Raw genomic sequence first — 20739 nt, 5'->3', positions numbered from 1 at the left:
GCAACCCGCGCCCGGCGCTCTCTACACCCTCTACGTCATATCAAGCGTCAACCGGACGCCCCGCGTGTCGCGGCAGGCGGCCTCGGACAACCGCAAGCCCGGAACGCGCGGCCCGCCCGACCGGTGGCACCGGCATCACCGGCAGCCCGGTCGCCAACTGCGTCCGGGCGCCCCGTAGTGCTGACACCACGCGAGCCGAATCCCGGCACAGAACCCGACGAAGCCCTGACACGACTGTGCAACGGCATCGAACATGCCCGGCTGCGCCAACCTGTCGAGTCCGTCGGCGATGGGCCGTGCCCAAAAAAAGATAGCCGCCCAACGGGTGACGGTCTTCGCCTCTGGCCCGTCCGGACGCTCAGCCCCCGGTCACGATCGGGCGGGCAACCATCCCCCACAGCTGCCGCACTCCGCGAGCACCGGTCACGGATACGGATGACAAGCGGCTCGACCACTGACTGATCAGCCGAGACAACCCGAATTACTCCACGCAGGTTATTAAACCGACTGTATGTGCGTTGGTGTCGAGAAACGCAAGCCGGGGATGTCACTGTTCACCCACCGCCCTCCGATCGTGAGAGGTGTCATGAAACTGCTGTCCAAGATTTTCAGAGGGTCGAAGAACCCGCCTGATGCAGCAATGTCGCAGCGGCTTGAGGAAAGCATCCAAAGTGCCGGCTACTGGGCAAACAGAATGCCGAGAGAAGCGGCTCGACTGGTGCAGAAAATCCGCCTGTACACCTCCGCCGCAGCGGTACTCAGCCTCATCACCGGGCTCCTGGCCTGGCCCGTCATCGGTGAGTCCTCGCAGCTTACCGCGCAGGTGCTCATCTCGGTGCTGTCAGGCCTCGCCGCGTTGGCGATCGTCGCCCCCCATGTGCTCGGCCTGAGCGATCGCGGCGACGAATCCATCAAGTTGTGCAGCACATACGGAGCGATGTACCGCGAGCTTCTGGATACCAAGGAACAGCTCGCCACCGGATCCTTGAAAGACCCTTCTCAAGTCGCGGACATCATCTACCAGTTCGAGCGCATCCAGGAACGCAAGGATGCCCTGGCACTTCCGGCCGGAGACGGACACACGGAAGATTCTTATGCCCTGGAGTCGCCGGTCAAGGGAATGGGACGGTGGGGATGGACTGTTCCGGCCGGATTGCGGGAAATCGCACGGCCGTTGTTGCCGTCGGTAAGAATGCGCCCGCCGGTCGTCGAGACACCGACCATCGATGACGAGGCCGTCATCGCCGCGCTCATCTACGTGTTGAAGAGCGGGGGCGCGTCGCAGCATGTGCCGCCGTACCCCGAGACTCCGACGCCCACCGTGCCCCGCCCTCTCCCGGTCCGACCCCGGACCGAGGTCGGCGGAGAGAGTTCACCGGGCGAAGCCGGACGAACCGGCCGCCCAGGCCCCGCTGATCCTTCACCTGTGGTCCTCGACCCGGCCCGGGTACGAGCCGCAGAGACGGCGAAGCCACACATCCGAGCCCCGCATTCCGGGACGGGCCTCCCGACCCTCTGACTCTGCGACAGCGCGCACGGTCACGTCGTCGCAGCCATCCGACGACGGCTGCGACGTGACCGTGCCTGACAGGACCATTCTCGAAGTCAGAAGCACTCGCATGTCCGGCTGGTCGACACGATGGCCCGACGGTGGATACGCCAACTCCGCTGATTCCACGCCGCTTTCATGGGCCCGTGAAACACCGAGGCCGGACGGGGTGTCACACCACCGCGCCGATGCCCCGGTCATCGGTCGTCGCGCCGATGGCTTCCGGCCCGGTCGCCGGAGCGGCGGCCGCAACTCGTGCGGCCCTCGCTGGAACGGATCGAGCAGGCCGGGGCGGAGGCGCTGACGTCCATGCGGCACATGGTCGGAATGCTGCGCGACGCCAACGGAGAAAAAGGGGAACCGGCTCTCGCACCGCTGGCGGGGATCGCCGAGGTGCGCTCGCTCGTCGAGCGTTTCTCGGCGGTCGGCGGCGCACGGGCCCGACTCGATATGGAGGGCACGTTCGACGATCTGCCTGTGGAGGTCACCACCACCGCGCACCGTGTGGTGATGGAGGCGCTGACCAACGTACGCAAACACGCCCACGCCTGCACCGAGGTGCGGGTGCGCGCGGTCCGGTCCGCCGACGGCGTCACCGTACTGGTCAGCGACGACGGACGGCCGCGCGGGGGTCGCCAGAGCTCCGGCGGCGGCTTCGGGCTGAAGGGCCTGGCGGAACGGGTGAGCCTGATCGGCGGCCGCATCCAGGCGGGCCCGATCACAGGCGGCGGCTGGGTCGTCGAAGTCACCCTCCCGGCCTCCCCGGTCCCCGTTGGAGCGGCCCGATGACCATCCGTGTGCTGATCGCCGACGACCAGGCCATGGTCCGTGCCGGGTTCGCGATGGTCCTGGCCGCCGAGGACGACATCGACGTTGTCGCCGAGGCCGCGGACGGCCTGCAGGCAGTGGAACTCGCAGAGCGACACCGCCCCGACGTCGTACTGATGGACATCCGCATGCCCCGCCTCGACGGCCTCGACGGCCTCGAAGCGCTGCGCCACCTGACCCGCCCCGGCATTGTCAACCCGCCGAAGGTCGTCGTCGCCACGACATTCGACGACGACGAGTACGTCCACCGCGCCCTGCACGACAGCGCCTGCGGATTCCTGATCAAGGACTCCGGCCCCGCCCTGCTGGTCGAGGCGATCCGGGCGGCCGCCTCGGGTGAGGCCCTGGTGAGTCCCTCCATCACGATGCGGCTGCTGCGCAGCCTCAACAGTGCGGCGACCACCCGCCGCACAGCGCACAGCGCGCTGTCGGCCCGTGAGCTGGACCTCGTACGCCTGGTGGCCCGGGGACGGACCAACGCGGAGATCGCCACCGAACTGTCCATCTCGGTGGGCACGGTCAAGACCCACCTCGGCAACGTGCAGACCAAGCTGCCCGCCCGAAACCGCGTGGAGATCGCCGCCTGGGCCTGGGAAACCGGCCTCGCCGACCGGCAGCGACCACGGACGGCACGCCTTCGGTCGGTGAGCTCTTCCATCCCCTCGGAGACCATGTCCACGGCGCGGCCTCCCAGGACGAAGTGGAGGGGAGGGTCGAGACGACGTGGTGCGGATCCGTTCGGAGTCGTACCGCACCAGGGGGACATCGGTACGGCCGTTGGCGCTGAGATCGATCTGGTCGCCGACCCGGTTCAGGACTCAGCGCCCGGTCATGACGCGTGCGACGAGTTCGGTCGAAGTGTCCCACAGCCGCTCCGCGTTGCCGGCGTCGAGCGCCCACGGGGCGACTCCGCCACCGAACATGACGGGCTTGGTGCGCAGGACCGGGGCCTCGTTGCAGTCCTCGAAGTAGCGGCCGCCGACGCCCTCGACCAGGGGTGATGCGGCGAGCAGTACGGAGGTGGCGGCGCCCTGCGCGGACGTCTTCTGCTTGTCGACGGGGGTCTGCAGGCCGCCGGTGTGCTTCTGCAGGCCGGTGGCGATCGCCCCGGGATTGAGGGCGTTGGCGAGAATGCCCTCGTGCGACCACCGGCGGTCGGCTTCCACCGCGAGCAGCACATCGGCGGTCTTGGACTGGGCGTAGGCCGACCACCGGTCGTAAGGGCGGAACCGGAAGTCCAGGTCGTCGAAGATCACCGGCGAGAACAGGTGCGCGTTCGAGCTGACCGCGACGATCCGGGCTCCGGAAGCCGCTGCGAGTGCGTCGTGCAGGCCCGTGGTCAGGGCAAAGTGACCGAGGTAGTTCGTGGCGAACTGGAGTTCGCGCCCTTCCGGGGTCAGTTCCAGCTCGGGCAGCGCCATGATCCCGGCGTTGTTGATCAGCATGTGCAGCGGGCCGTCCCAGGACGCGACGAAGGCGGCCACCGACCGCAGATCGCCGAGGTCGAGCGTACGGGCGCTCACCAGAGGGTTACCGGTCCGTTCCGCGATCTGTGCGGCAACGCGGTCACCGGCTTCACGACGCCGGACTCCGAGGACCACTTCGGCGCCCGCCGCGGCCAGGACACGCGCGGTCTCTATCCCGATTCCGGACGTCGCGCCGGTGACCACCGCACGCCGTCCTGTGAGGTCGATCCCGGCGATCACGTCGTCAGCGGTCGAGGAGAATCCGAAAGGCGTACGCAGGAGATCGTTCATGGTGCGACGTGCTCATTTCTGTTCGCGCGGCGTCGGGTGCCGCAGCCGGACTGGGCACCTGCGGCCGGTTTCCTGCTCACGCTAGGTTCGGCCCACCACGCCGGCCAGACCCCGCTGTCCCTGGTACCGACAGGGACAGGATGCGGCGGCCGACGCGACCTACCCTGGGATTCATGGCAACAGCGAGCAAGCTGGGTGACTACTTGCGCGCCCGCCGCGAACAGGTGCGCCCCGAGGATGTCGGGCTGCCCGCCGGAGGCCGGCGGCGGGTGCCCGGTCTGCGTCGCGAAGAAGTCGCCCTGCTCGCCGGTATCAGCGCCGAGTACTACCTGCGTCTGGAACAGGGCCGCGACCGGCACCCCTCCGACCAGGTCCTCGACAGCATCGCCGGCGCTCTGCGGCTCGAGACCGACGCCCGGGTCTACATGCACGCGCTCGCCCGTTCGCCCCGGACGGCCACGCGCAGGCCCTCCCGTCCGGAGAAGGTGAGTGCGAGCATCCAGAGTCTGATCGACAGCTGGCCCACCACGCCCGCCCTCGTCCATGGCCGCTACATGACCACGCTCGCCGCGAACTCGATGGCCATCGCGCTCAACCCCCTCTTCGCGCCGGGAATCAACACACTGCGAGCCGCATTCCTCGAACCGGAAATGCGTGAGTTCTACCGGGACTGGGACAAGATGACTGCCAAGGCCGTCGCCTATTTGCGGTCGGTCAGTGCAGCCGCCGTCGACGACCCCAAGCTCGTCCAGCTGATCGGCGAACTCAGCCTGCACAGCGAACGCTTCCGCACGCTCTGGGCCCGCCAGGACGTACGGCAGAAGACGAGCGGAGTCACCCGCCTGCTCCACCCCCAGGTCGGCCCCCTCGATCTCCACTACGACAAACTCGCGCTCCCCGGCGCCCCCGGTCAGATGCTCATCGCCTACCACGCCGAGCCGGGCTCCCCCACGGGGGAACGGCTTCAGATGCTCGCGCACCTGGCCGCGCCCCCGCCCCCTGCTCGTACCGACACCGACACGGCCGCCGCCGAAGCCGTCCAGGCGCCGGATCAGTGAGCTCCGGGCTCATTCGCCCGCAGTTCTGCCCCGCGCCGCCTGCGGGGTCCGGGTGGAGACCCGGGGCGCTCAGCCGGCCTCTGGCGCTTCGAGCAGGTCGCGGACCTCTTCGGCGCTCGTCTCCCGGATTTCCTCGCCGAGAAGCAGCCAGCGGGTGATGCCCGCCGATTCGAGGAAGGGCAGGTCGTGGCTGGCGATCAGGAGCGCGCCCCGGTAGGAGTCGAGCGCGCTCGTCAGCTGTCGCACGCTGGCCATGTCGAGGTTGTTGGTCGGCTCGTCCAGCATCAGCAACTGCGGGGCCGGCGCGGCGAGCACGGTCGCCGCGAGGGCGGCCCGAAAGCGTTCGCCGCCCGAGAGCGTGCCCGCCGGCTGTTCGGCGCGTGCCCCCTTGAACAGGAACCGCGCGAGCTGGGAGCGGATGTGGTTGTCGGTGACGCCCGGAGCCATGCGTGCCACGTTCGCGGCCACACTCAGCCCCTCGTCCAGCACGTCCAGCCGCTGCGGCAGGAACCGCAGCGGCACACATGTCCTGGCCTCGCCGGACAGAGGCGCAAGGTCCCCGGCAAGGGTGCGCAGCAGCGATGTCCTCCCGGATCCGTTGCGCCCGACCAGCGCGATGCGTTCGGGCCCGTGCACATGGAGATTGCCCTCGCGCAGCCTGCCGAACCGGAGACGCAGCTCGTGCAGGCTCAGGACGGTGCGGCCCGGGGGCACGGCGGTATGGGGAAGGCTCACCTTGATCTCGGCGTCGTTGTGATCGCGTCCGCGGCCTCCTCGCTCCGCTCGCGCGCCTCATGGAGGCGGTCCTCCTGCAGGCCACGGAGCTTGTCCGCCGACTCCTGCGCGGACCGCTTGCGCTCGCCGGCGACGATTCTCGGGGCCCGCCGCTCGGCATCCATCTTCTTGCTGTGCCGCTGGCGGCGCGCCGCCTTGATCCGGGCCTCCTCCAGTTCGCGCTTCTGCCGGCGTACATCCGCTTCGGCGACCCGCAGCATCCGGCCGGCCGCCTCCTGCCGAGTGGCCACGGCCTCCTCGTAGGCGGACCAGCCGCCCCCGTACCAACTCACTGATCCGGAGCGCAGTTCGGCGATGCGGTCCATCCGCTCCAGCAGATCGCGGTCGTGGCTGACGACGACCAGTACACCGGAGCGCCAGGAGTCCACGGCTTCATGGAGCCGACGGCGTGCGAACAGGTCAAGGTTGTTGGTCGGCTCGTCGAGCAGGAGAACGTCGGGACGCTCCAGCAGCAGCGCGGCCAGGCGCAGCAGAACGGTCTCCCCGCCGGACATCTGGCCCACGGTACGGTCCAGTTCGACGTCGCCGAGTCCGAGTGAGCCGAGTGCTGCCACGGCCCGCTCCTCGACGTCCCAGTCGTCGCCGATCGTCTCGAAGTGTTCGACGCTCACGTCTCCGGCCTCGATGGCGCGCAGCGCGGCGCGCCGCTCGCCGATTCCCAGGGCCTGGTCGACGCGGAGCGTCGTGTCGAGGGTGATGTTCTGCGGCAGGTAGGCGAGGCTGCCGCCGACGGACACCGACCCCTGCGAGGGGTGCAGTCGGCCGGCCAGCAGTCGCAGCAGGGTGGACTTTCCGGTGCCGTTGGCGCCGGCGAGACCGGTGCGGCCCCGGCCGATGGTGAGCGAGAGCCCGTCGAAGACGGTCGTACCGTCCGGCCACTGGAAGGACAGGGCGGAGCAGGTCACGGAGGCGCTGGGCGCAATGGGGTTGTTCATGATGGTTCTCGCAGTCGCAAGCGCAGGGGCAGGGGGCTTCGTATGCGAGCACCACGCGGCGACCAAACCGGGAATACAAGGGGGTGCGGTCCTCCGAGGGGTGAAGGACGACTCATGCACCGAGGTCGCATTCACGCGGGGTCACGGGCGGCAAGAAAGCCGGCAGCAGCGTGACGGGCGTACGGCAGATGCCGTACCGCGCGATGATCGCGAACCTCAGATGCGCAACGTCCACCTCTATCGGAGACAACAGGACTTAAAAACTTTACCTCAACTCACTCGGTGTCCGGCACCCTGCGTCCTGGCAGCCTCGGTGCCGCACCGGGGCGGGGGTCCCGGACAAAGAAGCTGACGCCCCCGGCGCACCGCTATGGCACCCGCTGCGAACGCGGCCCGCCCACTATCGCCGTATCCGGGCGCGCAATGCCTGGATGGACCAGTCGAGCACCTTGGTCAGACTCTGTGGGGCCGGCCAGCCGTTGATCACGGCGAGGAGCTGAAAGTACCGCTCCCTGCGCGGGTCGTTCACCGTCTCCAGCCGGGTCAGGAGCCGGCGCCGGAGATCGCTGTCGTCGCGGTGACCGGAGACGTACGCGTAGTGAGCCGTGAGTGCGGCGACGACAGGACCGGCCGCGGGCGAGGCGGGGGCGACGCCCGCTGCCAGGGCAGGGCCGACCTGCTCACGGACGACTGCCGCAAGGTCGCGGCGCACCACCGCGGTGTCGCCCTGGGCACGCTCGGCCGCCTGGTCGTCCGCCATCCGTCGCACAACGGCGCGGAAGTCCGGATCCTGGGACAGTTCGGCCAGCTCCACCCACGCCTGGACCTGCTCCGTCCCGGGGTCGTCCGGCAGCTCGGGCGTCATCGTGCGCATCACCGCCGTGAATTCGGGGTCGGTGTGCAGGCCGGCGAAGACGTCGCCGAGGAATTCGGCGATCAGGCATCCGCGTTCCTTCTCGGAGAGCTTGGCGAGTCTGTGCATGAGATCCATCTCCTCAGGGGTGGGCCCGCGCCTGGCCACCGCCGTGAGCACCGCACGCTGCAGGCGCAAGGTGCGGATCTGCACCGCCAGTGCCTCGGCGTGTGCCGCGGCGACCTCGGGCAGCGGCAGTTCCCGGTCCACGACCTTCCGGATCGTGGGCAGGTCCAGTCCCAGAGCACGCAGAGTCCGCACGAAGTCCAGGCGCGCAACGGCGTCGATGTCGTACAGGCGGTAGCCGGCCGGGCTGCGGCCGGCCGGCGCCACGATCCCGCGGTCGGAGTAGAACCGAATGGTCTTGACCGTCAGCCCGGTGCGCCGGGCCAGATCGCCGATCGAGTAGAGCGTGCCGCCGTCCATGCCCCCATCTTCATGTCTCCCCCTGCTGGAGACTCAAGCTCCGCCGGCTTCCAGCATCGAAACACTCCTCGCGACCGCGCCTTCCCACACCGGTTCCGGTTAGTTGCCCCGTCGATCCTGAGTATCCCGTCGTGCGGCGTTCCGTCCGGTCGTCAGCCGGTCGGGGCGACGTACGAACGCACCAGGGCGGCACGGCCGTCGGGCGCTGTCCACTCGGCAACGGAACTGCCGGCGAAACGCCATCCGCTTCGCTCGTAGAGGGCGATGGCGGCGGCTGCCCCGGCTTCGACTTCCCCGGGGCAGGCGTGACACACCGCGACGCTCGGCGCCCGGTCACGGTTGTCGGCGGCGCGGACCGTGGCAGGATCGGCGCCATGAACGAGAGCCCCGATGAGGAGTCCGTAGCGCCTGCGGTGCAGGACATCTACGAAGAGCTGCTCCGCGCCTGGAACCGCCGCGACGCTCACGCCTATGCAGCTCTGTTCGCCCCTGATGCCGCAATGATCGGGTTCGACAGAAGCCAGGTGCGCGGCTCGGAAGTGGAAGGCCACCTCGCGCCGATCTTCACCAGCCATCCGACCGCGGCATACGTGTGGAAGGTACGGGAGGTGCGCCCACTGGGTGCCCATGCGGCGATACTGCGCGCCATCGCGGGGATGGTGCCGCCGGGACAGTCCGAGCTGAATCCCGCGGTGAATGCGGTGCAGACCCTGGTTGCCGAGTACGGTTCCGGATCATGGCGCGTGGCCCTGTTCCAGAACACTCCGGCGGCGTACCACCACCGTCCGGATCTTGTGGAGCAGCACACCGGCGATCTGCAGCAGGTGCTGCGGGCAGAGCACGGTCGGCATCAGGGCTGATCAGGACTTTGCCGGTGGCCGAAGAGCCGTGAGCGAGCCTCAGCCCGGTCCGACGCGAACCCTGCGCAGCACAGATACACGGAATCGATTGATCCGCTCGCCGTATACCCGAGCAGGCCCGAACGGCGGGGCTCCCGGGGCCATCGGGGTGCCGTCGCGTTGACGATTGCAACGGTGAGGCGCACGCTCGCTATATATGTGCGAGATACATATTGTTCGGTTGTCGCGAGGGATGCGCACGCGAAGATCCGCGGCGACGCCTCGCGAGATCGAGCCATAGGCAGGAGGCATCTATGTGCGGCATCACCGGCTGGATCTCCTTCGACCGCGATCTGCGGTCCGACTCCGCCGTACTCGACGCGATGACCGCGACGATGGCGTGCCGGGGTCCCGACGACAGCGGCACATTCTTCGACGGCCCGGCCGGCCTGGGGCACCGCAGGCTCGCCATCATCGACCTGCTGGGTGGCCGTCAGCCGATGTCGGTCAGGACCCCACAGGGTGCCGTGGCGTTGGTGTACTCCGGCGAGGCGTACAACTACCCCGAGCTCAGAGCCGAACTGGCCGGCCTCGGACACCGGTTCACTACCGAATCCGACACCGAGGTCGTGCTGCGCGGCTACCTGGAGTGGGGGGACGGGGTGGCCCAGCGTCTCAACGGGATGTACGCCTTCGCCGTGTGGGACGCCCGCGCGCAGAAACTGGTGATGATCCGCGATCGCATGGGCATCAAGCCCTTCTACTACGCCCCGACGGCGGACGGCGTGCTGTTCGGCTCCGAGCCGAAAGCGATCCTCGCCAACCCTCTCGCCCGACGCGCGGTCACCCTGGACGGTCTGCGTGAGCTGTTCGCCTTCGTGAAGACCCCGGGGCACGCCGTGTGGGACGGGATGCATGAGGTCGAGCCCGGCACGGTCGTCACCGTCAACCGCGACGGGCTGCGCCGGCGCACCTACTGGACCCTGGAGACACGGCCGCACACCGACGACCTGGACACCTCGATCGCCACCGTGCGCGAGCTGCTCGACGACATCGTGCGCCGCCAGCTGGTCTCCGACGTGCCGCGCTGCACCCTCCTGTCGGGCGGTCTGGATTCGTCGGCCATGACCGCCATCGCCGCCCGGCATCTCGCGGAACGCGGCGAGACAGTACGCAGCTTCGCCGTGGACTTCGTGGGGCAGGCCGACAACTTCGTCGCGGACGAGCTGCGCGCCACGCCCGATACCCCGTACGTGCACGACGTGGCCGGGGCGGCCGGCACCGAGCACCTCGACATCATGCTCGACTCCCAGGCGCTCGCCGACCCCGACGTGCGGGAGCGGGTGATCCGGGCCCGTGACCTGCCGATGAGTTTCGGCGACATGGACGCGTCGTTGTACCTGCTGTTCAAGGCCATTCGCGAACATTCCACGGTGGCCCTGTCCGGCGAGTCCGCCGACGAGGTGTTCGGCGGCTACCTCCAGTTCTTCGACGAAGAGGCCCGCGCCGCCGACACCTTCCCGTGGCTGGTGAAGTTCGCGGAGCACTTCGGGGACGACACCGACGTACTGCGCACCGATCTGACGGACGCACTCGACCTGCCCCGGTACATCCGCGACAGTTACGCGGTCGCCACGACCGGGATCCGCCGCCTGGACGGCGAGTCCGACTTCGAATACCGGATGCGGCGCATCTGCCATCTGCACCTGACCCGATTCGTACGCGTGCTCCTGGACCGCAAGGACCGGACGAGCATGGCCGTCGGCCTGGAGGTTCGCGTGCCCTACTGCGACCACCGGCTCGTCGAGTACGTGTACAACACACCATGGTCGATGAAGTCGTTCGACGGCCGGGAGAAGAGCCTGCTGCGGGAGGCCACCCGCGACGTACTCCCTAAGTCGGTGTACGACCGGGTGAAGAGCCCGTATCCGTCGACGCAGGATCCGAAGTACGCGATCGCCCTGCAGGAGCACGCCAAGGATCTGCTGGCCCAGCCCACTCACCGGGTCTTCGAACTCGTGGACCGGGACCGGCTGAAGCGGGCCGCGCACCGTGAACTCCCGCAGATCACCCAGGCCTCGCGGCGCGGACTGGAGCGCACCCTTGATCTGGCTCGCTGGCTCGATCTGTACGATCCCGAGCTGCTGCTGGACTGATACGGGGGGCGAAGTCCGGACGCTCCTGCCCCCTCCTGTCCACCACGCTGGAGCTCGCGCCCGGCGACACCCTGGCCCGCCGGTACCGGGTCACGTGGCGGACGGGACGTGGGACCGGGAGCGGCTCACCAAGTACCCCGCGGAGCACCCGTGGTGAGCGTCTGCACGGGCAGCGCCCACCTGTTCGTGGAGTCGTCGATCGCCGACTCCGAACGCGCGCGATGATTTCCGGGCGGCGCGACAGTCTCCATTGCCGTACACCCGAAGCAGCGAAGAGGAGCGAGTCCCATGCGCATCGTGATCAGTGAGTTCATGAGCTTGGACGGCGTCGTGCAGGCGCCCGGCGGACCCGACGAGGACACGGACGGCGGCTTTGCCCACGGCGGCTGGTCGCACCCGTTCTTCGATCCGGAGGTGGTGGGCGGTGCCTTCGACGACGCATTGACCAAGGCCGAGGCGCTGCTGTTCGGGCGCCGCACCTGGCAGGCGATGGCCGCGGCGTGGCCCGAGCGAGCCGGTGATCCGTTCGCCGACCGGATGAACGCCATCCCGAAGTACGTCGTGTCCGAGACGCTCGGCGACGACAAGCTGGCGTGGGACCACACCACGCGTATCTCGGGCCACGAGGCGGTCGCCCGCATCCGGGAGCTGCACAAGACCGACGGAGGCGACCTGTTGGTCATGGGGAGCCCCACGCTCGTGCGTACCCTCCTGCGCGAGGGTCTGGTCGACGAGCTCCGGCTCATGATCATGCCGGTGATCCTCGGCGGCGGTAAGACGATCTTCCCCGACGACGGTGCGCTGCGCACGCTGGAGCTGGTTTCCACGGTCACCAGCGCGACGGGCGTGAACGTGTGCACCTACCGGCCGGTCGCCGAGGGGTAGGGCAGGGCGGCGGAGCCTACGGGGGCGCGCCGGGCAGCGAAGCATGGCGGCCACCGCGAGTCCTGCCGCCGCCGGTGTGAACGCAGTGGCCCGGGCTGCCGAGGGTCGCCGCCGCGGAGGAGACGTTCACGATGGCGCCGAGGCCGAGTACCGCCTCACGTCCCGGCGGTTCTCGCTCAGCGCGTCAAGGCTGTTCCGGGGGAAATCCGTTGGAGGTACAGCGAGGACAGTGCTGGGATGGCTGGATGCAGCAGGGCTCGATGGATGATGTGGACCGGGGACAGTACGAAGGTGCGCTGACGCCTTGGGAGCAGGCGGCGTGGCGGGAGGCCGCCCTCAAGTGGGCCAGGCAGGGACTGGCCGCCCATGGCTTGCGCGAAACGGGTCGGCGGAAGGTGCGGGTGCGGCCGTGGTCCGTCCTGGTGCGGATGTCCGTCGATGGGCACAACGACGTGTGGTTCAAGGCCAATCCGCCCGACAGCTCCTTCGAGGCGGGGCTCGGCGAGGCGCTGGCCCGCTGGGTCCCGGAGCATGTGCTGCGGCCGCTCGCCGTCGACGCCGACCAGGGCTGGTCGCTGCTCCCGGACGGCGGCACCCTGTTCGCGGACGTACTGAACAACGGTCTCGCCGACCCGTACGCCTGGGAAGAGCCGCTGCGCCAGTACGCCGCCATGCAGCGTGAGCTGACTCCGCACACGGAGGAGCTGGAAGCACTCGGAGTGCCCAGCGCGCGGATGGCCGTACTGCCGGCCACCTTCGACCGCCTCGCTGACTCGAACACCGCCCTCGAATCCGCCGACCGCGACGCGTTGCGCGCACTGCGGCCGCGGCTCGTGGAGTGGTGCGCAGAGCTTGCGGACACCGGTATTCGCGATTCCCTCGATCATTCCGATCTGCATGAGGGGCAGCTCTTCGCAGCAGCACCTGGCCGTTTCACGTTCTTCGACTGGGGCGACGCGACCGTGGCGCACCCTTTCACCAGCCTGCTGGTCACGGCCCGTGGGGCCCGTGAACGGTACGGGGCCGAGGTACTGCCCCGGCTGCGGGACGCCTATCTGGAACCGTGGACGGGGGACGGACACACGGCGGTGGAGCTGCGGCGCGCGGTGAGTCTGGCCTGCCGGCTCGGGGCAATCGGGCGGGCGTGCTCCTGGGGGCGGCTCTTTCCCGGGGTGTATGGGAATCCGGGCGACGTGGGGACGGCAGGCGACGCCGAAGTCGCCCGCTGGCTCTGTGAACTCCGTGCCGAGCCACCGCTCTAGAGACGGGCGAGGAGCAGGGACGCGCTTTTCCTGGCCCGGACCGGCGTGTGTCAGGCCGCTCGTCGGGCGCGTACGACGGTAGCGTCGCCCTCACGCTTCTCTTTGCCTGTAGCCCGGGGGTTTCTGCCCGTGCAGCAATCGTTCTTCGCGCTCCTGCTCGGTCGTCTGCTGAGCGACCGGTGGTGGCGCACCTTTCATGCCCGGGCCGCCCTGTCGGTGTCGTTGACCACAGCCGCGGTCCTGCTGGCAGGGGCAGCACTGGTCGTTCCCGCCGAGGAGGGCGCGCCCGGGGCGAACATCACCTCGTTCCCCAAGGCCGTCTGGTGGTCCATCGAGACCGCGACGACGGTCGGGTACGGGGACCTGTACCCCGTGACCGCCTGGGGGCGGGTGATCGCCTCGGTGATGATGCTTGCCGGTATCACCACCTTCGGCATGGTCACCGCGTCCATCGCCACGTGGTTCGTCGGCAGGGCCGAGCAGGATGCCCAGCATGTGGGCAGGGCGGTTCGCCGCTGTGCCAAGCACGGTGAAGAGGCGTTCGACGCCGAGCTTCGGGCGCTTCACGAGAGGTTCGACCGTGTGGAGCAGCTGCTCGAGAGGCACGGCGAACGATAGGTGCCGACGGGCAGTCAGCCGTCCGCCGGGCGCGGCTGCGGTGCCCGCTGTGTGCGGTGAGCGGGAGAAACGACGGGCGGCGGCTCAGGCCCCCGTAACTCCGTCGAGGCGTTCGCGCACCAGGTCGGCGTGGCCGATGTGACGCGCGTACTCCCCGATCATGTGGATATGCACCAGGCGCAGTGAGAAGACCTCGCCGGCATGGGTAAAGGTGTCGTCGAGCGACGCATCGGCGATGACGGCGTCTGCGAGGCGGCACTCCTCGACCAGGCGCGCATAGTCGTCGGCCGCACGGGCCGGGTCCAGATACTCGAAGTCCGCGTCCTTGCCCTGGGCGGGGTCGAACATCGGGTCCAGTGACTGTCCGGCGAATCGTTCCCGGAACCACGTGCGTTCGACCTTCGCCATGTGGCGGAGCAGCCCGAGGAGAGTGAGGTTGGACGGCGGCACGCTCTGCTCGGCCAGCTGTTCGCCGGTCAGGCCGGCGCACTTCTGCAGCAGAGTGCAGCGGAACCAGCCGAGATATCCCGTGAGCATCTCCCGCTCGCCGGCGACCAGGGAACCGGAAGTGCGCTTCGCTTCAGGTGCTGTCCATGTCATCGCATGATCATGCCTGCTGGCCGGAGAGTTGCGTCAGGCCTTTCACCAGTTGTCGGTGCTGTCCGACGACCACGTGGTCGTGGTGGATGCGGTGATGTCGGTGGCCACTCCGACGATCAGAAACAGGATCAGCAGAGCCTTCCCCGCACCGCTCATGACCAGCGGCCGGGTGGCGGAACGCGGCTGCTGCTCCGGTACGGAGAGGGCGTCGTCACCGAAGAAGCCCTTGGGGTAGGCCGGCGTGAGCATCATGAAGTAGGCGGAGAAGCGCATGCTGTAGCGGAGTGTGGCGGCCGAGGCCTCGAACAGGGGACGGGGCATGCGCCCCAGGATGAGCGTGATCAGCCACCAGATGATGGACAGTGCCCACCAGCCCGACGAGGCGAGGCCCTGCACAACGGCCGCCGGAATCATCAGGATCAGCCGAAAGAAGACGGCCGGCCGGTTGAGCTCCGTCGGCCGTACCTCGATCTGGACCGGGTAGTCCGGCGGCGGGGTCAGCGTGAACGGCGGATAGCGGTCGATCAGCAGCATCGCGCTCGCGCCGACCCGCATCCGGTAGCCGAGATATCCGGCGAGGAAGCGGAACACCGGTTCGGGCAGCCGCCCCAGGACCAGGGCGGCGAACCAGCCCGCGATGACGGTGAAGAAGGCCGCGATGTGGAGGAAGAACAACACGATGAAGTGCGGGATCAGCAGGAGGAGTCGCACCAGGACGGTGAGCCGCCGTTGTCCCGGCGGCTCGACGACGTCCAGGACGGGCAGCCATTCGCCCAGGTCCGCTCCCCTGGGGCCCGTCCACCGGGCGTCAGCCATGTCGCTCCTCCTCCGCGGGTGACACGTACGCCATCGGCACACACGGCACCACCCCACGCTGGGCCCTCGGGAACCGGCCCGCAATCGGTCACGGGCCGATCGGGTCTCCGCACGCCCGGCCGGCGGATCCGGACGACCGCATGACGGTGGCCTGCGGCCCGGTGCGGACGAGGTCGTGTCGATCCGTCAGGTCCCGGTGCATTGGTCCCGGCCGCTGACTACCTGCCGTCGCCCTCGAACCCGAACGGCCGGTTTCCGTACTCCTGCCTGTCACCCAACTCTCCTATCGTGCCTGTCGTTTGACGCGTGCGCATCAACAATGAGGGTGAGGGCCATGGGACACGAACGGCACATGGGGCACGGATGGCGTCGAGGGGTGACCACCGCGGCGGCCGGTCTGCTCGCTGTCGGGCTGACTGCCGGAACCGCCCGCTCGGCCGACACGAGTGAGTCCGCCTTCTCGGCGACCACCGGCGTCGGTGTGCACAACGCGTACGAGAAGGACACGTACCCGTACTTCGCCGACGCGCTCGACTCCGGTGCGGCGCTGCTCGAGCTCGATGTGTGGACCAATGTCTTCGGCAGTTCCTGGCGGGTCTCGCACAGCAATCCGGTCGGGAACGACAACAACTGCGAGAATGCCGCGACTGCGAGCCAGCTGCGCACCAAGGCGCGCAATCAGAATCTGGCCGGTTGCCTCGCGGACATCAAGGCCTGGCACGACGCCCACCCCGGGCACCGTCCGGTGGTGCTGAAGCTCGAACTCAAGGACGGCTTCCAGGCCAACAACGGCCGGGGCCCCTCCCAGCTGGACGCACTGTTGTCCGACAAGCTCGGCAGCGCACTGTTCCGGCCCGCCGATCTGGCCGGTGGCCACGCCACGCTCGACGAGGCGGTACGGACCGACGGCTGGCCTGCCCGGTCCGAGCTTGCCGGGCGCTTCGTCGTGGAGCTGATCCCCGGGACCGTCGAAGAGGGCAACCCCGTCGACACGCTGTGGACCGACCGGGAGTACGCCACCCATCTGCGCGATCTCGCGGCGGCCGGGCGGCTGGGGGATGCGGCCGCCTTCCCCGCCGTGCACCGGGCCGAGGCCGGTGACCCGCGAGGGCGGTACACGGACGCGGGCATCCGGCCTTGGTTCGTGGTCTTCGACGGCGACGCCTCCGCGTATGCCGGCGGCTCCATCGACACGGGATGGTACGCCCGGAACCAGTACCTCGTCGTGATGACGGACGCCCACAATGTGGCGCCCGCCATCGACGGCACCAGCCCGACACAGGCTCAGGCCCTCGACCGGCTCGCTCTGTTGGCGGGACGGCACGCGAGCATCATCACCGCGGACTGGCATGCGCTGACCCAGGTGCTCTCGACGGTCATGCCGCGCGCGGCCGGCTGACGGAGGCCGGCGGATCGGCGAGGTTACGGCGCAGCGCGGCCACCGGTTCGTCGCGTGCGCCGAGCAGTTCGGCAGCGTAGCCGCGTAAGGAGCCGTGCGCGACGGCCGGATCCGCCAGGACGAGGCGCCCGACGGCGGCGGGCGCCCTGCCGTAACCGGGCCGGTTCGGTTCCTGGTCGTCGGGGTCCGCCCGCCAGTCGGCGAGGAGGCGCCCGGAGGCGAGGCCGGTGAGGGCGGCGTCGGCGACGATGTCGTCCTCGTCCACCCGTCCTCGCCCCGGACTTTGCCGAACCAGTCGGATCGGTACAGCCGGCCCCACCGGACGGTGCGCCCGTCGGGCGCCGGTGTATCCGCCGACGTCGCGGAATTTGTGGAGTCGCGCGAAGCGTATGTGTCTGTTCACCAGGTGGAACCCTAGGGTGGCAGCGTGTCCACTCCCACGGTGCCCGCCGACCGGTTCAGCGCGGACCCCGCGCGCGATCCACGGGGCGAGTGGGCGCTGATACTTCTGTCCGCCGCGTCCGGGGCGGCGGATGCGTTCGTCTTCCTCTGTGTCGGCCAGGTCTTCGCCGGGGTGATGACCGGCAATCTCGTACTGCTGGGCGGCTCCGCCGCGGGCGTCGGGGAGCACGGGGTCGCACTGCGCGTCGTGACCGCGCTCGCTGCGTACGGCTGCGGGGTCGCGTGCGGCGCGTGGATGGGCGAGGGGCTTCGGTGGCGGCTGCCGGTGATACTGCTGGTCGAGGTGGTGCTGCTCGCGGTGGGCGCCGCGCTGTGGGGGCTGGAGCTGATCACGTCCGACGGGGACCGGCTCGGGCTGCTGGCGGTGATCGCCCTGGCGATGGGCATTCAGGGCCGGATCCGCGCAACGCCGACCAACTACTTCACCGGCACGCTGACCTCGCTCGTCGGGCGGACGGCGCTGTGGTCCCTGCGCGGCGAGGACGTCTGGGTGCTGGGCCGGCTGATCGCCGTCGTCGCGGGTGCGACGGCGACGGCATTGGCGGTCCGGCTCTGGCCGGGCGCCGCTGCCGTGGTCGCCGCGGCACTGGCGGCGGGTGCCCTGCTGGCCGAGGTGGTGCCGGGGCGCCCGTCCCACGGGTGAGGACGGGCGGACAGCGAAAAGCCCCGGCCGGATCGGGGGAATCCAGCCGGGGCAGCTCTGGGTGTGGGCGCTCAGCGCGTCATCCACATATAGGTGAACGATAAACCATTGAGTCCTGTTCCCTGGAATCGACCCCGCCCACTGTGACGTGTCGCACGAGCACTGCAGCGCCCGGCGGACACCGTCGTTCCGTAGCGTCGCCGGAACTGTTCGATCCGGCCGGCGGTGTCCACCACCCGATTGGTCCCGGTGTAGAACGGATGGCTCGCCGACGAGGTCTCCACATCGATGACCGGGTAGCTGTTGCCGTCCTCCCACTCCACGCGCTGATCGGCGTCAGCGGTCGAACGGGTCAGGAAGGTGACCCCGGCAGCGCGGTCGCGGAAAACGACCGGACGGGAGACGGGATGGATGCGTGGCTTCATATGCGTTCCTTCCTTGTTGTCATGAGCGGGGAGGGCTGCCGCCACCGGCCGCGCCCGACGGCTCAGCGTTCCTCGCGGAAGAGGACGTGCTCCCCGGCGGCGGCGTCGTACTTGCGCAGGACCAGCCGGTCGGGGCTGTTGCGACGGCTCTTGCGTGTCACATAGGTCTGGCCCGTACCGGCGGTCGACCTCAGAGTGACGACGGGGCGGGATTCACTGCGTGCCATGGGCACCTCCGGACGCTGTCACCGACCCCACCCCCTCCTTGTGGGAATGGGTGTCGTTTTCGTTCTGGTGCTGTAACGCGACAGGGCCGGGTCACATTCCCGCCCCGCACACGCACGCGGAGGGACCGGAATCGAGGGCTGATCCGGTCTTCAATGCCGGGTGCCGGAAACCCGATCCCACGACGAACCGAGGAGATCCGCCGTGCGACCCCTGGTCCAGGCATCGACCTCCCCCTCTTCGGTCCCTGCGCCGACCCAACGGCCGTGACCCCCGCCGCAAACACCGCCGTGAACACCAGGCGGACGGGCCCGCGGCCGCCCTCCCGGGGCGCCGGGACCCCGGCCCGACGGAGGGTCGGCCCGTCGGCGATGGCTCCGGCGCATATGCCCCGCTCAGGTGCGGCGACCCGCGCGGGAGCGGCGCGCGCGGGCGCACAGCGGGCCGCACGCGCCGGATGACTTGCATCAACAGCCGTGGGAGGCAAGGCTGTTCGAAGGACCGGCGCTCTGCGGAGCCTGTGGCATATGTCAGAAGCAACAACGCATCGAGTGTTGCCAAACTACTTACGGGCTCCCGCAGCCTGTGCCACAGTCGTCTTCGGTCCACCTTTCAGACCTGGTTGTGCCGCGCCTGTATCGGAGTACGAGATGCCGTCCCATCTGTCTGCGGACCGCCCCGCCCCACAGCCTCCCCAGCGCGATGCCGTCGACGTGTTGATCAACCGGACCCGTCGGCTGCGCGGAGACGTGGACGCCGTGCGGCGGGACGCGGTGCTGGTCGACGAGGACGATCCGCAGCTGCGCTGGCAGCGCGCACTCTGTGAGCTGGCAGTCCATCATCTCGACGATCTCGGTACGCATCTGGGACAGCTCAAGGAAGGCATGCCGCCCGGGACGGTGGAGCAGCCGGCCCAGGATGCGGAGGCGCCGGAGCAGCAGACCGTCGCCGGACCACAGGCCGGTTCGCTGCTGAGCCGGGTGGGCAGCGCCGAGTGGAATCTGCTGACCGACGAGGTCAGTTGGTCGGAAGAGCTGTTCGAGATCTTCGGCCGGCCCCCGGAGGCGGGACCGCTGTCACTCGACGAACTTCCGTCCGTGCTGTTCCCCGAGGACCAACCGCTGCTCACCTCACTGGTGACGGACTGCCTGGTCGACGGCAAGCCGATAGACGGCGAGTTCCGCATCATGCGGACCGACGGCCGGATGCGCACCCTGCACATGATGGGCGAACCTGTTCTCGACGCCGACGGCTGCACCGCCTGCATGTGGGCTGTCCTGCGGGACGTCAGCGAACTGCGGCGCAGCCAGCGCGTGGTGCACCAGACCGGCGACTCGCTCCGGCGCCAGCAGCACATGGCGCAGACCGAGCGCCGGATGGCGGTCGAGCTCCAGGAGGCTGTGCTCCCCGCATGGCGCGGCTCGCTGCTGCTCCCGCAGCAAGGACCCGGCGCACTGGATGTCGCGGCCCATTACCTGCCGTCCCAGTCCAGCGATCGGATCGGCGGCGACTGGTACGACGCGCTGGAACTGCCGGACGGCAGGACGCTGCTCACAGTCGGCGATCTGACCGGTCACGGCATCCCGGCCACCTCGGCCATGGCGATGCTGCTGGGCGCGCTGCGCGGGATGGCGGTGGCCGGTATCGAGCCGGGCGCCCTGATGGGCCACCTCAACCAATTACTCGAGTCGTCGGTGCAGCCCGCGCTCGGCAGTGCGGTGTGCTGCCGTTTCGACCCGGTGACCGGCACTCTCGCCTGGGCACAGGCCGGCCACCCCGCACCGCTGCTGTTCCGCAACGGAGCGGGACGACCGCTGCCGCCACCGGACGGGGTGCTGCTCGGCGCCGCCGCCTCGGTGGCGTACGAGCAGGACGAAGTGCCCCTGCAGTCCGGCGATGTACTGGTCCTGCACACCGACGGACTGACCCGCCGCAGCGACCGGGGTGCGGGCCCGGAGGCGCTGCTCGCACTCGCACCGCGCTTCGCCGAAGCGCGCACGGCACAGGACTGCGTACGGACGGTCGTCGAGGAGTTCGGTGACACCGAGCGCCTGGACGACGCATGCGTGCTGATCGTCCGTATCGGGGGGTGAACCCGGGGCGGGACGAAAGGCACGAGGACACGGCACAGGAGCGTAGATGGAAGCC

Annotated in this window: 17 protein-coding genes and 3 pseudogenes; 12 read left to right on the top strand and 8 right to left on the bottom strand. The window is 69.3% G+C overall.

Annotated elements, in window-relative coordinates; all coding sequences use genetic code 11:
• Positions 1–586: 586 nt before the first annotated feature.
• From ABZV38_RS17070 to ABZV38_RS17060, 3 genes and pseudogenes are all read left to right on the top strand, one after another.
• Positions 587–1519: a hypothetical protein gene (locus tag ABZV38_RS17070; RefSeq protein ID WP_356327778.1), complete on the top strand. Its 933-nt coding sequence runs from the start codon at positions 587–589 to the stop codon at positions 1517–1519.
• 285 nt (positions 1520–1804) lie between these two features.
• Complete coding sequence (locus tag ABZV38_RS17065) at positions 1805–2338, top strand: ATP-binding protein (RefSeq protein ID WP_356327776.1); 534 nt, start codon at positions 1805–1807, stop codon at positions 2336–2338.
• Positions 2335–2991: pseudogene (locus ABZV38_RS17060) on the top strand (response regulator transcription factor); the annotation flags it as partial. The gene ABZV38_RS17065 and the pseudogene ABZV38_RS17060, both read left to right, overlap by 4 nt.
• 204 nt (positions 2992–3195) lie before the next feature.
• Here ABZV38_RS17060 and ABZV38_RS17055 read toward each other — a convergent pair.
• The gene (locus tag ABZV38_RS17055) at positions 3196–4134 is read right to left on the bottom strand and encodes an SDR family NAD(P)-dependent oxidoreductase (RefSeq protein WP_356327775.1); all 939 of its coding nucleotides are present in this window, start codon (positions 4132–4134) and stop codon (positions 3196–3198) included.
• A gap of 173 nt (positions 4135–4307) precedes the next feature.
• Here ABZV38_RS17055 and ABZV38_RS17050 point away from each other — a divergent pair, with 173 nt between their 5' ends.
• Positions 4308–5192 carry a helix-turn-helix transcriptional regulator gene (locus ABZV38_RS17050; protein ID WP_356327773.1) on the top strand — a complete coding sequence of 295 codons (885 nt, stop codon included), beginning with the start codon at positions 4308–4310 and terminating at the stop codon, positions 5190–5192.
• Positions 5193–5261: 69 nt separating this feature from the next.
• On the opposite strand, the pseudogene ABZV38_RS17045 reads toward ABZV38_RS17050, so the two are convergent.
• Together ABZV38_RS17045 and ABZV38_RS17040 are read right to left on the bottom strand one after the other, a co-directional pair.
• Positions 5262–6922: pseudogene (locus tag ABZV38_RS17045) on the bottom strand (ATP-binding cassette domain-containing protein).
• Positions 6923–7322: 400 nt separating this feature from the next.
• On the bottom strand, positions 7323–8261 hold the full coding sequence (locus ABZV38_RS17040; protein ID WP_356327771.1) for a MerR family transcriptional regulator: 939 nt from the start codon (positions 8259–8261) through the stop codon (positions 7323–7325).
• 374 nt (positions 8262–8635) lie between these two features.
• Here ABZV38_RS17040 and ABZV38_RS17035 point away from each other — a divergent pair, with 374 nt between their 5' ends.
• The 5 genes from ABZV38_RS17035 (at position 8636) to ABZV38_RS17015 (ending at position 14021) form a co-directional block, all read left to right on the top strand.
• Positions 8636–9121 (top strand): SgcJ/EcaC family oxidoreductase, encoded by a 486-nt coding sequence (locus tag ABZV38_RS17035; protein WP_356327770.1) that lies wholly within the window; start codon positions 8636–8638, stop codon positions 9119–9121.
• 293 nt (positions 9122–9414) lie between these two features.
• Complete coding sequence (gene asnB, locus ABZV38_RS17030) at positions 9415–11256, top strand: asparagine synthase (glutamine-hydrolyzing) (protein WP_356327768.1); 1842 nt, start codon at positions 9415–9417, stop codon at positions 11254–11256.
• A gap of 288 nt (positions 11257–11544) precedes the next feature.
• The gene (locus ABZV38_RS17025; protein WP_356327766.1) at positions 11545–12141 is read left to right on the top strand and encodes a dihydrofolate reductase family protein; all 597 of its coding nucleotides are present in this window, start codon (positions 11545–11547) and stop codon (positions 12139–12141) included.
• 260 nt (positions 12142–12401) lie between these two features.
• On the top strand, positions 12402–13403 hold the full coding sequence (locus ABZV38_RS17020) for a phosphotransferase (RefSeq protein WP_356327764.1): 1002 nt from the start codon (positions 12402–12404) through the stop codon (positions 13401–13403).
• A gap of 129 nt (positions 13404–13532) precedes the next feature.
• Positions 13533–14021: a potassium channel family protein gene (locus ABZV38_RS17015; RefSeq protein ID WP_356327763.1), complete on the top strand. Its 489-nt coding sequence runs from the start codon at positions 13533–13535 to the stop codon at positions 14019–14021.
• 84 nt (positions 14022–14105) lie between these two features.
• On the opposite strand, the gene ABZV38_RS17010 is transcribed toward ABZV38_RS17015, so the two are convergent.
• A complete protein-coding gene (locus ABZV38_RS17010) occupies positions 14106–14621 on the bottom strand; it encodes a DinB family protein (protein WP_356327761.1) in 516 nt (171 codons plus the stop codon).
• Between the two features lie 42 nt (positions 14622–14663).
• Entirely contained in the window at positions 14664–15437 is a 774-nt protein-coding gene (locus tag ABZV38_RS17005) for a DUF4389 domain-containing protein (protein ID WP_356327759.1), read from the bottom strand.
• Positions 15438–15771: 334 nt separating this feature from the next.
• Between ABZV38_RS17005 and ABZV38_RS17000 the strand changes: the two genes are divergently transcribed.
• Entirely contained in the window at positions 15772–16836 is a 1065-nt protein-coding gene (locus tag ABZV38_RS17000; RefSeq protein ID WP_356327757.1) for a phosphatidylinositol-specific phospholipase C domain-containing protein, read from the top strand.
• On the opposite strand, the gene ABZV38_RS16995 is transcribed toward ABZV38_RS17000, so the two are convergent.
• Complete coding sequence (locus ABZV38_RS16995; protein WP_356327756.1) at positions 16814–17101, bottom strand: hypothetical protein; 288 nt, start codon at positions 17099–17101, stop codon at positions 16814–16816. The genes ABZV38_RS17000 and ABZV38_RS16995 overlap by 23 nt on opposite strands.
• A gap of 237 nt (positions 17102–17338) precedes the next feature.
• On the opposite strand from ABZV38_RS16995, the gene ABZV38_RS16990 reads away from it, so the two are divergent.
• Entirely contained in the window at positions 17339–17941 is a 603-nt protein-coding gene (locus tag ABZV38_RS16990) for a YoaK family protein (RefSeq protein WP_356327800.1), read from the top strand.
• A gap of 185 nt (positions 17942–18126) precedes the next feature.
• Here the strand turns inward: ABZV38_RS16990 and ABZV38_RS16985 are convergent.
• Together ABZV38_RS16985 and rpmG are read right to left on the bottom strand one after the other, a co-directional pair.
• A pseudogene (locus tag ABZV38_RS16985) lies at positions 18127–18366 on the bottom strand (type B 50S ribosomal protein L31); the annotation flags it as partial.
• Between the two features lie 62 nt (positions 18367–18428).
• Positions 18429–18593 (bottom strand): 50S ribosomal protein L33, encoded by a 165-nt coding sequence (gene rpmG / locus ABZV38_RS16980; RefSeq protein ID WP_356327754.1) that lies wholly within the window; start codon positions 18591–18593, stop codon positions 18429–18431.
• Positions 18594–19241: 648 nt separating this feature from the next.
• Here rpmG and ABZV38_RS16975 point away from each other — a divergent pair.
• Positions 19242–20684, top strand: a complete 1443-nt coding sequence (locus ABZV38_RS16975) for a SpoIIE family protein phosphatase (RefSeq protein WP_356327753.1) — start codon at positions 19242–19244, stop codon at positions 20682–20684.
• Positions 20685–20739: the final 55 nt, after the last annotated feature.

Origin of the sequence: Streptomyces sp. NPDC005181, assembly GCF_040608395.1 — a bacterium.
Taxonomy (GTDB): Bacteria; Actinomycetota; Actinomycetes; order Streptomycetales; family Streptomycetaceae; genus Streptomyces.
Note: the sequence above shows the minus strand (reverse complement) of the source record. Positions and strands in the feature narration are given on the sequence as shown.